15 protein-coding genes are annotated in these 12,958 nt (G+C 63.3%); 6 read left to right on the forward strand and 9 right to left on the reverse strand.

The features are described from left to right. Positions 1-313: response regulator (locus JMF90_RS06325; protein ID WP_201324994.1), on the reverse strand; the 313-nt coding region annotated here is incomplete at its 3' end. A gap of 219 nt (positions 314-532) precedes the next feature. On the opposite strand from JMF90_RS06325, the gene JMF90_RS06330 reads away from it, so the two are divergent. Beyond that, positions 533-1,447 carry a glutaminase gene (locus JMF90_RS06330; RefSeq protein WP_011694802.1) on the forward strand — a complete coding sequence of 305 codons (915 nt, stop codon included), beginning with the start codon at positions 533-535 and terminating at the stop codon, positions 1,445-1,447. 233 nt (positions 1,448-1,680) lie between these two features. On the opposite strand, the gene JMF90_RS06335 is transcribed toward JMF90_RS06330, so the two are convergent. Then, entirely contained in the window at positions 1,681-2,586 is a 906-nt protein-coding gene (locus JMF90_RS06335; protein WP_011547223.1) for an SDR family oxidoreductase, read from the reverse strand. 530 nt (positions 2,587-3,116) lie between these two features. Here JMF90_RS06335 and JMF90_RS06340 point away from each other — a divergent pair. After that, positions 3,117-3,491, forward strand: a complete 375-nt coding sequence (locus JMF90_RS06340) for a cytochrome c (protein WP_011547222.1) — start codon at positions 3,117-3,119, stop codon at positions 3,489-3,491. A gap of 137 nt (positions 3,492-3,628) precedes the next feature. On the opposite strand, the gene JMF90_RS06345 is transcribed toward JMF90_RS06340, so the two are convergent. From JMF90_RS06345 to JMF90_RS06360, 4 genes are all read right to left on the reverse strand, one after another. Then, positions 3,629-4,111, reverse strand: a complete 483-nt coding sequence (locus JMF90_RS06345) for a cupin domain-containing protein (protein WP_011547221.1) — start codon at positions 4,109-4,111, stop codon at positions 3,629-3,631. 41 nt (positions 4,112-4,152) lie between these two features. Beyond that, entirely contained in the window at positions 4,153-4,596 is a 444-nt protein-coding gene (locus JMF90_RS06350) for a hypothetical protein (protein WP_011547220.1), read from the reverse strand. A gap of 126 nt (positions 4,597-4,722) precedes the next feature. Continuing rightward, positions 4,723-5,439: an alpha/beta fold hydrolase gene (locus tag JMF90_RS06355; protein WP_172593237.1), complete on the reverse strand. Its 717-nt coding sequence runs from the start codon at positions 5,437-5,439 to the stop codon at positions 4,723-4,725. Positions 5,440-5,557: 118 nt separating this feature from the next. Next, positions 5,558-6,163: a hypothetical protein gene (locus JMF90_RS06360; protein WP_102961848.1), complete on the reverse strand. Its 606-nt coding sequence runs from the start codon at positions 6,161-6,163 to the stop codon at positions 5,558-5,560. A 260-nt stretch (positions 6,164-6,423) separates the two neighbouring features. Here JMF90_RS06360 and JMF90_RS06365 point away from each other — a divergent pair, with 260 nt between their 5' ends. Further along, positions 6,424-7,077, forward strand: a complete 654-nt coding sequence (locus JMF90_RS06365; RefSeq protein WP_011547217.1) for an isochorismatase family cysteine hydrolase — start codon at positions 6,424-6,426, stop codon at positions 7,075-7,077. A gap of 25 nt (positions 7,078-7,102) precedes the next feature. Here the strand turns inward: JMF90_RS06365 and JMF90_RS06370 are convergent, their stop codons facing one another. From JMF90_RS06370 to JMF90_RS06380, 3 genes are all read right to left on the reverse strand, one after another. Then, positions 7,103-7,834, reverse strand: coding sequence for a ribonuclease T2 (locus JMF90_RS06370; protein ID WP_006498851.1), 732 nt, complete (start codon positions 7,832-7,834; stop codon positions 7,103-7,105). A gap of 127 nt (positions 7,835-7,961) precedes the next feature. After that, positions 7,962-8,540 carry a hypothetical protein gene (locus tag JMF90_RS06375; protein ID WP_012339630.1) on the reverse strand — a complete coding sequence of 193 codons (579 nt, stop codon included), beginning with the start codon at positions 8,538-8,540 and terminating at the stop codon, positions 7,962-7,964. A 99-nt stretch (positions 8,541-8,639) separates the two neighbouring features. After that, a complete protein-coding gene (locus tag JMF90_RS06380) occupies positions 8,640-10,043 on the reverse strand; it encodes an HdeD family acid-resistance protein (RefSeq protein ID WP_012339629.1) in 1,404 nt (467 codons plus the stop codon). A gap of 448 nt (positions 10,044-10,491) precedes the next feature. Between JMF90_RS06380 and JMF90_RS06385 the strand changes: the two genes are divergently transcribed. From JMF90_RS06385 to JMF90_RS06395, 3 genes are all read left to right on the forward strand, one after another. Beyond that, positions 10,492-11,058, forward strand: a complete 567-nt coding sequence (locus tag JMF90_RS06385) for a helix-turn-helix transcriptional regulator (RefSeq protein WP_011547214.1) — start codon at positions 10,492-10,494, stop codon at positions 11,056-11,058. 78 nt (positions 11,059-11,136) lie between these two features. Then, positions 11,137-11,718 (forward strand): HD domain-containing protein, encoded by a 582-nt coding sequence (locus tag JMF90_RS06390; RefSeq protein WP_011547213.1) that lies wholly within the window; start codon positions 11,137-11,139, stop codon positions 11,716-11,718. 408 nt (positions 11,719-12,126) lie between these two features. After that, positions 12,127-12,958 (forward strand): efflux RND transporter periplasmic adaptor subunit (locus tag JMF90_RS06395; RefSeq protein ID WP_201324995.1); only part of this gene is annotated, 832 nt, incomplete at its 3' end.

Below are 12,958 nucleotides of genomic sequence, written 5' to 3' on the forward strand. Positions count from 1 at the left end.
CGACCGGCTTGTGCACGTAGTCGTCCGCGCCGAATTCGAGGCCGAGCAGCTCGTCGAACGGTTCGTCGCGCGCCGTCACCATGATGATCACGCCGTCGTACTGCTTGCGCGCCTCGCGGCAGATTTCGAAGCCGTCCTTGCCCGGCAGGTTCACGTCGAGGATCACGAGATCGGGACGAATGGACAGGATCGCCGGCACCGCGGCGTCACCATGCAGCACGGTGTCGACTTCATAGTCGTTCTTGCGCAGGTAGCCGGCGATCAGCGTGGACAGGCGGGTGTCGTCTTCGACGAGCAGGATGCGAAAAGACATGGGTAGCGGTCGGATCATCGGGAAAGCCGCGGCGGCGCCGGCCGGTGCCGGACGCCGGCCCTCGGCCGAAACGTACCGCATGATACTGCGCCCGCCGCCTGCCTGTTTGCCGGTCTTGAAAATAAGGGCGCGATTCCGGCCGAGCTTGACGAATCGGCGCCGGGACGGTTCCATACGGGCTCGCCGGAATCCGGCCGTGCCTCTACCCTGCCCGACGTGATGAATTATCAATCGATTCTTGAACGCATCCACACCGAACTCGCCCCCTGGATCGGCCAGGGACGGGTGGCCGACTATATTCCCGAGCTCGCGAAAGTGCCCGCCGACAAGTTCGGGATGGCCGTCGTGACGCTCGACGGAAACGTTTACACGGTCGGCGATGCGTACGAGCGCTTCTCGATCCAGAGCATCTCGAAGCTGTTCGCGTGCACGCTCGCGTTCCAGCTGCTCGGCGACGAGCTGTGGGAACGGGTCGGCCGCGAGCCGTCCGGCACCGCGTTCAACTCGCTGGTCCAGCTCGAAAGCGAGCGCGGCAAGCCGCGCAATCCGTTCATCAATGCGGGCGCGCTGGTGGTCACCGACGTGCTGTGCCGCCGCTTCGTGAAGGCCGAGACGGCGCTCGTCGAATTCGTGCGGCGGCTGATCGGCTCGAACGACATCGACTACGACTCGCGCGTCGCGTTGTCGGAGTTGCAGCACGCGGAACGCAACCGCGCGATGGCGCATTTCATGGCGAGCTTCGGCAACATGCAGATGCCGCCCGATACGGTGATCGACGCGTATTGCCGCCAGTGTGCGATCGAGATGAACTGCGTCGAGCTTGCCACCGCGGCGCTGTTCCTCGCGAATGGCGGTATCGCGCCGGCGACCGGCGAACGGGTCGTCGATTCGAGTTCGGCGAAGCGGCTGTCGGCGCTGATGTTGACCTGCGGGACGTACGATGCGGCGGGCGATTTCGTGTATCGCGTCGGGTTGCCGGCGAAAAGCGGCGTCGGCGGCGGGATCGTCGCGGTGCTGCCCGGGGAGATGGCCGTGTGCGTGTGGGCGCCAGGGCTGGATGCGAACGGGAACTCGCTGGCGGGGACATTGGCGCTGGAGTGGTTGACGACTTATACGGAGCGGTCGATTTTTTGAAGCGTCGAAGTCAAGCGTGCCTCATCTGGCGCGACGGCGGCAGATTCCTGTCGGCGCGCGCCAGAGCGCTCAATGGGAAATTCGGCCATCGGCAGCAATCGACCCATCTCAGGCCGGTCGACGGCGTAGCCGCGGATTGATCCAATCGCCCACAATCACGCCCCCTCTTTCGCGAGCGACCGCCAGGTAGCACAGAATTCACTGCGAGGATTGGCTGGCCGCGCAGCGCGTGCTCATCCCACCTGCGGTGGACGCGTCGCCGTCAATGCTTCAGCTACTTGCCACAGGCGAATCGAATCCGCGCTCTTGGCGGAGCGGGGCTGTTTGGCAACGTGCGAGTTCCCGACGAGCAGAAAACGTGGGCCGTAGAATGCGCCCTGAGTCGCTGTGGGATCGACTGCCGCGCGCAAGAGCGAGTCCGTGGCCCATTCCACGTCCATGGACGGTACAAGTCGGAACGATAGCCTCTTGCGGGTTGAATCAGTACCCATATTCGGACCGCTCGTCTGAAGATTGGTGCGCGTATGGCCTGGGTGGGCACTCGTACTGAGCAGGGGCCAGCCACGCTCGCGCGCAATTTCTGCCAATCGATTCGCCAACAGCAGGCAGGCCAGCTTGGACTGCGCATACGCCGTCATGGGCTTGTACGACCTTTCGCCTTGAAGGTCGTCGAAATTGATTGTGGCACCCATTGCGGCGCTGCTTGTCATCGTGGCGACGCGAGGAGACTTCGCTTCAAGCAGAAGCGGCAACAGCAGATTGGTCAGTGCGAAGTGACCCAGAAAATTGGTCGCAAGCTGTAGCTCGAATCCGTCCGAGCTCAGTACACGCGTCGGCGGCATCATGATCCCTGCGTTGTTGACGAGCACGTCGAGAGGGCGTCCCTCCTCGAGCAACTGGCGACCAAAATTCCTCACACTCGCGAGGCTGGAGAGATCCAACGTGCGGACCTCAATCGATGTCCCTGGAAACTCCTTGCGTATATCCCGGCGGGCGGCATCGCCTTTCGACTCGCTGCGTACCGCCATGATGACGTCGGCACCAGCCGCCACCAATCGCCTGGTCGCCTCCTTGCCGGTGCCGCTATTGGCTCCGGTAATGACAATACGGCGCCCCCGCTGATCAAGAGGTTTGTACATTCGCGTTTCTCCTATGATTTCATTCGATAAAGCCGGGCTCGGACGCGGACAGCTGGCAGGCATTCAGCTTCAGCCGACAACGCACGTGCGGCTGGGAAATGGGTCTGGTGTCGGCCGGTCCGGGTGGACCCGCAGGGATGACTTTGGTGAAGTACACCGCATAGTGTAGTTTTCCGGACGAAAAGTAAACTCACCAGTGTAAATTTTCGGCTGCTTGGGCAGCCCACCCCCGACGTGCCTTACCGACCGCAAGTGGCCGAACCCGGTCGTCGAAGGCAGCACGGCACTCCCCCGTCCGTCGGTACCGATGGAATCGCATGCGGGTTATATATTCGTAGCGCAGGACGCTGGCGCTGGAGTGATTGACGACTTATACGGGGCGGTCGATTTTTTTAGGTTGGCGAAGTTAGACGCATCTCACCCGGCACAACGGCGGCAGGTTAATATCGGCATACTCAATGGAGAGCACGTCGCCTTACAACAATCGGCCTTGAGAGACACCCGAAGGCTTATACAAAAAATCAACAAAAATGAAAATATTGCTCATCGCCTCGCTAGGAGTTTCATTGTTTTCTCAAACATCCCAAGCCTTTGCGGATAGTGATAACGGAAAAAAGATCTTCCTGGCGAGATGCGCCATGTGTCACGGAGCAGACGCCAGAGGAACGGGACCATTGGCCAATAAAAGCAACCCGCCCACGCCCGATCTTACGACGCCCGCTTTCAAAAAACGGCTGAGTGATTACCCGGGCGTTATCGTTTCATCCGTCATACTTCGCCCGAACGGCGACCTGATTCCCAAAACCTTGCGAGAGAATGGCGTAAAACTGCCGCCGCATCCGTGGACGGTCAAAGATTTTCGCGATTTGAATCAATATATGACCGGATTGATTTCAAAGAAATAGCATACTGAACTTCGATACATCGGCTAAGCGATTTCATCCATTCGTTGCATCGGCGGGTTGAATCCTAAAAGTACGGCGGTCACTCGTCCGGATACTGTCGCTGGCAGGGGTCGGCCGATGCGGTCTTCCGGTGAGCGTCAGTCCGGCATCCCGTCATGGTCGCCGAGCGGTCTGTCGGGCCAGTCCACCCATCGGTCCGCGCGGGTCAGTTCGTACGCTTCGTTGAGCGGGTAACGAATGCGGTTGTCGTCGCGAGGACGTTCGCCGATCACCATCAACCTGACTTCGTCCTTCGTATTGTTGATGAAGGTGTGACAAATTCCGGTGCCTGCCGGAAACGCGACGGAATCGCCCTCGGCAATGGGGTGAAGCACGCCGTCGATCCATACGTCGGGCTTGCCTTCGAGCACGTACACAAACTCCTGCTCGGTACTTTCGGCGTGGGGATATGACGTCCGCCGTCCGGGCAGAAGCCTGACATGATGGATTCCAATACGCGTAATGCCGAGTGCGGCTGAAAGCGGCGCGTCGAACGCCATTGGCTCGGTATCGCCGCGATAGGAATGCGCATCCGGTTCTTCGAGTTCAGTCCAGTGCTTGATGAAATCTGGCCGGCTCATCGGGGTTCTCCTTTAAGAGGCGCGCCGCGTCGTTGAACGGATCACTGGAGAACGATGACTTTTCCACCGTTACGCTCGAACTCGGCGCGAGTCGTACGACTGGCCTCCTGTGCCAACGCGTCACTAAAAATGTCTCGAAAAAACAATTTTGGTGGCCGATACGCTTCCCGGAACATCTGGAACGACCCGCCTGCGACGTTCGGGCCATCGTCAACACGCACCAGCCACGAGCACTTGAGATCGAGCCGCTTAAGCGCGGCGTTTACCCGATGTTCAACAGCAAGATAACCGTCCGTACCCTTCGCTATCGCGCGGAACTCTTCTGCCGTTACCTGCGTAACGACGATTTCCGGTTGATCCGTGCTCGTCAAGGACACCCATCCCAGGGTCGCCATGTCGGTGTCGGCAGAAAATTCAACGATCGGAAATTGTTCCGCGCTGGTATCCGACTGTAACCAAACGATGGTGTCGTAAATAGTGGTCATGGTAGAGGGAGGATAGGCAAATCAAGCGGTGCTGCCAACATGACAGAATCGATTGTCGACGAACGATACAACCTTGTTGAGCGACCGAGAACGGCCGCTTCTCGCCCGACAGTCTTGGGGGTTCTCTCATGTGGCTGCAATGCCGTCGACGGGGCTACCGATAACCTGCTCTATCAGCCAGCGTCGAGCAATGTCGGTACATATTGATGGCCGCTCCAGCGTCGGAAAGTGCCCGCATCCTTCCAGCGTCTCGAAACGAGCATGCGGCATCATCCTGGCGATCCGACGGCCGACATCGACCGGAACGAAGCGGTCTGCCTCGCCCCATATGAGAAGTGTCGGAATCGCACTCGTGGCCAGCGTCGACCAATGATCCGAGCGAGTCAAAGTCGCATCGGATTGTCGCGCGAACATGTCGGCACCCGTATCGCGAGCCATTTGAACAAACGCTGCTCTCGACCTGATATCTACAGGGGGAATGGCGTTTTCGGCAAATTCGGCGATAACTTGCTCATGTTCCCCCTCCCGAATCCTTCGGCTGGTGTCGCGAACACGATCCGGATACGGGGGTAGTCCGGGCTGACAGTTCATCAACCACAGTCCACGCACGCGCTGCGGCGCGCACGCGACTACTTCCATCGCGATACAACCACCGTAAGCCGTGCCTGCAATGATGAATGGGCCGTCGATGGAAGCAAGCAGCCTCTCGGCGCTTTCAGCGAACGTAGGATAGGCCAGCATCCGGACGGACGGTACGACCAGATCGTTCAACCGTTCGAGTTGATCGGCATACATGCGTCCGTCGCAGGGCATTGCGGGCAAAAAGACGAGCGGTAATGGCATGGCACTCTGCGAAGACGGATTGCACGACTGCGGTAACAAGTTTGCGACCTCGGCGGTCAATTTTTTGAAGTACGCGCGCAAAAAATTCAGACGCGACTCGTCAACAGCGCGGACTCCTTCAGGCCCACCGCACCGATTTCCGCTTTAGACACGTTATTCCGCCTGATTCATTTGTTTCCTGCCAATCGTTCGGCCGATCCGGAACGATCGGCGCGGGCGTCGCAAGCCACTGGCACAACGAACCATCGGACAACGCGTCTTTCACCATGCCGTCGATCCCGGCATCGATATCGCAATCCAGCTCCCATCCGGCCGCGACGATGAACATGGGCGACTGGTGTGCCGCGTAATCCTTTATATCAACCAGGAGAGACTCCAGTCGAAATGAATCGGCATCCGCCGACAGCGGCAAGGAAATCGAAAACTGCGCACCCCACTCGCGCTCTTCAATTCGCATGCAACCGCGAGCACCCGTGAATTGTGTCGACTTGGCCCCGTAGACGAAAAGCAGCTCATCCTCCCCCGCCCGCCATCCCGCCAAGCCTTCGCCGTCGGCCCATTCTTTGCGGACCTCCGATCCGGTCTTGAAATCGAGGACGGACACTTCGTGAAACGCATCAAAGAACGGGGTGCAGATTTTCGCGAGGGAAAAAACGATCTCCTGGCGCTCGGCCAGCGAGACCGATCGCTCTAACGTCACGGATATATCGAAGCGTTCCGGCATTGCCTGATTCTCCATCGGACAGCCACACTGGAAGTACGCCCTTGAATCAGATCTCTTCAAGCCGAGATCGCACGCTGAACAGCGATCTCGCGACAGCCTACATCGGAGCCCCCTCCGCACCAGCCACGTGCGCCGGCAAAACCTGCTCAGCGGAGTCGGCGCGAGAACGCATCCCGGTTTATATTGCATCGGTTCGCGCGTACCAACGTCAGATAAGGCTGCACCGAAAAAATTGCCCGAGCTATTGGAGAGCGTCATTCATGAACGAGGAAACCGCACCGGATATCGAAATGGCAACCCACACGCCCGCCCATGGTGACAACACGCCTGCTCAAAGCACGCTCTACCAGATTCCCCCGATCGCGCCATCCAAAACCGCGCTGCTCGTCATGCATTACCAGACCGACATCCTCGGCCTGTTCCCGTCGGTCGCGCCCGAGCTGCTCGCCAATACCCGCCGCCTCTGCGACGCGGCACGCGCCGCCGGCGTCGGCGTCTGGTTCGCGAATCTCCGCTTCAGCCCCGGCTATCCGGAAGTCAGCCCGCTCAACAAGAACGGCCAGGGCATCAAGCAACTCGGCCTCTTCATCGACGATGCCCCCTGTCCCGAACTGGCCAAACGACCCGACGAACCGCTGATCGTCGCCCACCGCGCGAGCGTGTTCTTCGGCACCGATCTGCAGGCGCGGCTCATTGCCCAAGGCGTCGATACGCTGATCATGGTCGGCATCGCGTCGACCGGCGTGATGCTGTCGTCGATCGCCCATGCGAGTGACGCCGATTTCCGCCTCTACACGATCAAGGATTGCTGCTACGACCCGGACCCGATCGTCCACGAGCATCTGTTCGCCACCGCGTTCGAATCGCGCACGACGGTACTGTCGCTCGCGGATGCGCTGCGGCTGCTGGCGTGACGACGGGCGAGCCGCAGCATCCGCCTCACTTCGCGATAAACACCCCCGACGTCGGACACGTGCCCTGCGTATTGCCGTCCGTCACGAGCGACGCCGCGCTCGGAAATTGCGCGGTCGCATTCGTCTTCACCGCGATCCATGCTTCGGTGAAATAGCTCACGCCGTTCGTCTTCGTGCACTTCAGCGACACCGCGCTGCGCGTGTTGCTGCCGAACGCGCCTTCGAACGCCGACAGCAACTGGTTACGCGTGACCGTCTTGCCCGCGTTCGCCTGCAGGAACGCGTTGAACGACGTGTTGCCGAGCCGGCTGATCATGCCCGACGCCTGGTTCCAGTACGCATCGGGCGTCGCCGAATTCGAACACGTGCCGTGCTTGAACCATTCGTGCTTGTCGAGGCACGAAGCAACGCCCGGCATGTACGTCGACAGCGTGTTGCGGGTCGCGCTGCTGATCGGGTACGCGTCCATGCTGCACCACTGGTGCGCGTTGTCGAGGTCGATGTCGTTCTGCGGCACGCCGCAGTAGAACGGCTGGTTGCCGTCGTAGCGGTTCGGCCACAGCCCGTGCAGCGACAGGCTCGTCGCCGCGTACGAGCCGGCGAGGTTCGTGCATTCCGGGGTGTCGTGCGACGCGCAGAAACCCGGCTCCCACGACGCGGCGAGCAACAGGTAGTCGTAACTGGTCTGCGCGGCGGCGTGCAGTGAAACGGAAGCGACGGCGAGTGCGGCAGCGGCGCGGGCGAGCGTCTTGAGCATGGCGTGTTTCCTCGGAAAAGGCTTGCGGTCGCGGGATGCGCCGCAAGGTTGTCGAATGTCTGCCCGCGATTGTTGCTGCCGCAACGTGGCACGAATGTGAAGGTGCACGAAAGAATGCGCGCTTCGCTCAGGTGCCCAACTGCGTACACGCGCGCGCCGACGCTTCGGGCCCCTCGAGCGCGAGAATCTGCCACACGCCGATGCTGACGCGCCGGCGCGCCGCGGTCGACGCATCGGCCAGCAACGCCTCGACACGCGGTGCGACATCGGGCGCCTTCTGCTGCAGCGCAGCGTGATGCCGCGCGCGCGACGCCGGTTCCGGTTCGTACACGTCGCACAGGCGCACCATGCCGGCGAGGCCGGCCAGCGTGTCGTCCTTGTCGATCGCACCCGGCTCGACCGGCGCGAGCCCGTTGCGCTCGTCCGGCGGCAGCTTGCTGCGCGCGCCTTCGTCGATCGCCGTGGCCGAAGCCGGCGGCAGGCCGCCGATCGCCGCGACGATCCGGCTGCCCGCGGCGATCATGTCGCCCTGGCACGCGATCCTCTCGGCGGCCGGGACGTTCGAGCAGAACGACACCGACGTCCGGTACACGTCGTTGCTCATGCGCGGCACTTCGTCGGTGCCCGCCTGCGCGAAGCTGGCGCTTGCCAGCGCCAGCGTCAACGCGGCGGGAATCAGGATGCGGAACGCCGTCGTCTCGTTCATTGTTGTCGTCCGTGGGTTTTTATCGCGGGCAATATCGGCGGGCCGCACCGCGCGCAGGCGCCCTTCGTGATGCCGGACCCGCTTCCGGCGCCACGCGTTTTACTTCATCGACGCCGCCTCCGATCCGCCGGGCGACAGCGCTGCGCTGTCCTGCTCGCGCCATGCACGCCGCGATGCCATGATCGCGCTCACCGCCGAGCGCGCGACCTTCCACCACGCGAACGGACGCGGATCGGCGAGCATGCTGAGCGCACGTGCATAGTCGAGCGTGAGGCCGGGCGTCCACGCCATCGTCACCGCGCGCTTGCGGATCTGCGCGGCCACCCATAGCTCGGGGGTAAGCAGCAGCCGCACGAATGCCCCCCATCCGGCCCGCGCGCCCTTCAGGCGCCACACCGCACCGTCGAGCGCGGCCTCGAGCGCATTCGACACGGTGCTCGAGCAATTGCGGTACGTGAGGTTGTACGTCGTGTTCTGCCGGTACGACGACCAGAACGCGTCGAGCTTGGCCGGATCGTAGTTGCGAATGCGCACGCGCACGGTCGACGGACACCACGCCTTCGACTCGGTCGCATAGTCGGGCTGGAACAGGCCGGGCACGTCGTTCTCGCGCGTCGCCCGCAGGATGCGCGTGAATTCGTCCGGAGAACGATCGATTTCGACGCCCGGATACAGGCTGATGTAGATGCCCTCTGGCGACTCCAGCGCCGCATGGCCGGTCGAGATCACGCCGTTGACGTCCACCGCCGCGATGTAGCGGTCGATCACCGGGTAGCGCTGCGCTTCGGCCTTCGACGTGCCGGTCGGCGTCCATACGTGCACGGTGAGCGCCCGCTCGCCGTCGGCCGGCGGGCCGTCCCATTCGGATTGCGCGAACTGCGGCTGGTCCGGTGCGTCGTCGAGATCCGGTGCAAGCGCCGGCGTGGGCGACGTCGCGAACGCCGGGTTGCGCGTCAGCCGCCGCACGCGTGCGGCGAGGCTCAGCATATGCATCCCGCCGAACATCAGCAGCAGGCCGAGGCAGTACGGCACGGTGCCCGCGTAGTGCGTCGGGTACGGCTGGAAAAAGAAAATCGCCAACAGGATCTCGACCACGCCCCACGCGAACGCGACGTGCCAGCGGCGATAGCGCACCATCCACGCGGACGTGCATTGCAGCAGCCCGTCGACGAGAAACAGCGTGCCGAAGATCATCGACAGCAGAAAGTGGCCGTGATGATGGCCGGCGAACACGAGCCCCGCCGCCATCACGACCGCGATGCCCTTCACGTAGCGCAGGATGCGCTGCCCGCCGACACCGCTGCCGGCCACCGCGAGCGTCGCGAGTCCCTCGATCAGGAACAGCCACGCGAACAGCTCGATCGGAAAATGCAGCGCGCCGTCGAGTGCATCGACAAAAATGCCGATGCCCGCGGCCACCCACAGCCAGCCGAGCACGGTCAGCCCGCGCCAGCGGGTTCGCAGATATTCGATGCCCAGCAGCAGCAACACCAGTCGTACCATTGCGCCCTCGTATCTTTTTCGGGATACGCGCGGCCTCGCGCTCCCTGTCGTGTCGACCGCGTGTCGGGCGACGCGCCGGCCGGAAAGCGGTCATCGTTGCCAGCGCGTCATGTCGTCGACATGCTCGATGGCGGCCGGCACGCGCCGCTCTGGGCGAATAATAAGATATGAAGGGGCCGCTTGAAAGCCTCGCGAAAACGTCTTCGATGGGGCGCGGAGGGGAGCGGCTGCCCACTGCCACAGCAGGGTTCGGGTTCGACAACGTGCGACGGATACGCGAGAATCCGGCTTCCGAGGGCGAAAGCCACCCAACCGAACCGCACAGACGGGACAAGAACACATGCATGGACCGATTCAACGCCGGCACATGCTGGCCGCCACTCGCCGGGTTCCACGCCGGCCCCTGTCCGTCATGGCGCTGGCCGACGCATGAAACAGGAGCATCGACATGCCCCATCCGCCGCTTCATCCATCCTCGCTCGGCCCGCAACTCAAGCGCTGGCGCGCGCTGCACCGCGTGAAGCAAAGCCATGCAGCCGAACTGTTCGGCGTCGCGCAATCGACGATCTCGCGCTGGGAAGCCGGCCTCCAGCAGATGTCGCCCGCCGAGCGCGCGACGGCCGAACGGCTGCTCGCGGCGCGCCTCGACTCGGCGGGCGACCACGCACTCGCGCGGCTGATCGCCGGCAGCGCGGGCCGCATGCATCTCGTGTGCGACCTCACGCACCGCCTGCTGGCCAGTTCCCCAGCACGCGCGGCCGAGTTCTCGCAACCGCTTTCGACGTTGCTCGGCACGTCGCTGTGGCGCTACGCGACACCGGAGATCGTCCGCATGGAAGCCGCGCTCGACCCGTTCGGCTGGCACGACCGCGCGGGGCCGCCGAGCGTCGAGTTCGACACCGGCGCGAATGCGTCGCGCGTCGTGCCGATTCGCGGCAGCCGATGCCGGTGGACACGGATGACACTGTCGGACAGCTCGGCCGTGCGGCTCGTGGAGACGCTCGACGCACACTGACAGTCGCGCATATTTCATGCGTGGACGCACCACGGCCGGCCGGCGTACGCTTGGCGGTTCATCGCAACGACGCCGACCATGAACCCCGATACGATCCACGCGCGACTCGCGTTCCTGCGCGAAGCCGAACGCCTGAAGGACGTGCTGCGCAGCAGCCACACGTCGGCCGGCCGCCCGGAAAGCACGGCCGAGCACAGCTGGCGGCTGTGCCTGATGGCGCTCGTGTTCACCGACGCACTGCCCGGCGTCGACGCGCTGAAGCTGCTGAAACTGTGCGTCGTCCACGACCTCGGCGAGGCGCTGCACGGCGACATCCCCGCGATCGAGCAGGCCGCGCATCCCGACAAGAGCGCACATGAACGCGACGACCTGCTGACGCTGACCGCGTCGCTAGACCGCGCGGTGCGCGACGAGATCGTCGCGCTGTGGGACGAATACGAGGCGGCCGCCTCACCCGAAGCCCGCGCGGCGAAGGCGCTCGACAAGCTCGAAACGATCGTGCAGCACAACCAGGGCAGCAATCCGCCCGATTTCGACTATGCGTTCAATCTCGGCTACGGCCGGCGCTATACCGATGCTGCGCCGCTGTTCCGCGCGATCCGCGAAATCGTCGACGCCGATACGCAGCGCAAGATCGACGCGGGTGGGGAGCGCGCATAGGCTCGCAGGATCGGGAAACTTCACGCTCATACCCCTGTACGAATGGGGCCGACGCCGGAGCAGGTTGATGCGCTGCGCGCGCTCGACGAGGAACGTGACCGACCGATGATGGCGATCGTCGCCGCACGGCAGCAGTGCGGGCGCGGCGAATCACCGCCTTTTCACAGATCGAGACAATTGCGCCGTCCGGCCCGCATATCGGTACGGCGTCCACACAATTCAGCACAATTTCCACACGTTTTGGCGCGAATTCCTCGCTTACCATGAACGCCTGATTCGATTCGGCACACCCGCGCGATGCGTACGCGGAACCCGTCGCGGGCAACATGCCCGGCATGCGACGCCGACCGGATCGTTCCGCTCGGCCGCACGCATCGCCGGCGCCGGCTTCATCCTCGCCGCATTCTCATGACCCAGAAGACCCATCGCCGCCGGCGCATCGTGCTGGCTACCCTTGCCGTCGTCGCGATCGCCGTCGGCATCACGCTGAAGGCCTGCGCGCCGACCAAGCATCCGCAATACCTTTCCGCGCCGGTCACGCGCGGCGATCTCGAGAACGCGGTGCTCGCGACCGGCGCGCTGCAGGCGTTCAGGCAGGTTGACGTCGGCGCGCAGGTGTCGGGGCAATTGAAGACGCTGAAGGTCAAGCTCGGCGACAAGGTCACGAAGGGCCAGTGGCTCGCCGAGATCGACCCGGTGATCTCGGAAAACGCACTGCGCCAGGCGCGCGCCAGCGAAGAAAGCCTGCGCGCGCAGCAACGATCGACCGCCGCACAGTTGACGCAAGCCGAACTCGCGTTCCGCCGCCAGCAGGCGATGCTGCCCGACGATGCGACGTCGCGCGAATCGTTCGAAGCCGCGAAGGCGACGCTCGACGTGCAGCGCGCGACCCTCGCGTCGCTCGCCGCGCAGATCCGTTCGGCCCGCATCCAGATCGAGACCGCACAAGCCAACCTCGGCTACACGCGCATCGTCGCGCCGATCGACGGCGAGGTCGTCGCGATCGTCACGCAGGAAGGCCAGACCGTGATCGCGCAGCAGCAGGCGCCGGTGATCCTGAAGCTCGCGAATCTCGACACGATGACCGTGAAGGCGCAGGTGTCGGAAGCGGACGTGATCCGCGTGAGCGCCGGCCAGACCGCTTATTTCACGATTCTCGGCGAACCGGACAAGCGTCACTACGGCAAGCTGCGCGCGATCGAACCGGCACCGCAGAACTACGCCGACGCGCAAAGCGCGC

It is taken from the genome of Burkholderia sp. E168m23 (assembly GCF_016586125.1).
In the GTDB taxonomy this organism is placed as follows: Bacteria; Pseudomonadota; Gammaproteobacteria; order Burkholderiales; family Burkholderiaceae; genus Burkholderia; species Burkholderia orbicola.

Coding starts and splice junctions, on each gene's coding strand:
- JMF90_RS06335 (WP_011547223.1), bottom strand. CDS start 2,586: ATGTACAAACCTCTTGATCAGCGGGGGCGCCGTATTGTCATTACCGGA.
- JMF90_RS06355 (WP_172593237.1), bottom strand. CDS start 5,439: ATGCCATTACCGCTCGTCTTTTTGCCCGCAATGCCCTGCGACGGACGC.
- JMF90_RS06330 (WP_011694802.1), top strand. CDS start 533: ATGAATTATCAATCGATTCTTGAACGCATCCACACCGAACTCGCCCCC.
- JMF90_RS06370 (WP_006498851.1), bottom strand. CDS start 7,834: ATGCTCAAGACGCTCGCCCGCGCCGCTGCCGCACTCGCCGTCGCTTCC.
- JMF90_RS06380 (WP_012339629.1), bottom strand. CDS start 10,043: ATGGTACGACTGGTGTTGCTGCTGCTGGGCATCGAATATCTGCGAACC.
- JMF90_RS06375 (WP_012339630.1), bottom strand. CDS start 8,540: ATGAACGAGACGACGGCGTTCCGCATCCTGATTCCCGCCGCGTTGACG.
- JMF90_RS06350 (WP_011547220.1), bottom strand. CDS start 4,596: ATGACCACTATTTACGACACCATCGTTTGGTTACAGTCGGATACCAGC.
- JMF90_RS06385 (WP_011547214.1), top strand. CDS start 10,492: ATGCCCCATCCGCCGCTTCATCCATCCTCGCTCGGCCCGCAACTCAAG.
- JMF90_RS06340 (WP_011547222.1), top strand. CDS start 3,117: ATGAAAATATTGCTCATCGCCTCGCTAGGAGTTTCATTGTTTTCTCAA.
- JMF90_RS06365 (WP_011547217.1), top strand. CDS start 6,424: ATGAACGAGGAAACCGCACCGGATATCGAAATGGCAACCCACACGCCC.
- JMF90_RS06360 (WP_102961848.1), bottom strand. CDS start 6,163: ATGCCGGAACGCTTCGATATATCCGTGACGTTAGAGCGATCGGTCTCG.
- JMF90_RS06390 (WP_011547213.1), top strand. CDS start 11,137: ATGAACCCCGATACGATCCACGCGCGACTCGCGTTCCTGCGCGAAGCC.
- JMF90_RS06345 (WP_011547221.1), bottom strand. CDS start 4,111: ATGAGCCGGCCAGATTTCATCAAGCACTGGACTGAACTCGAAGAACCG.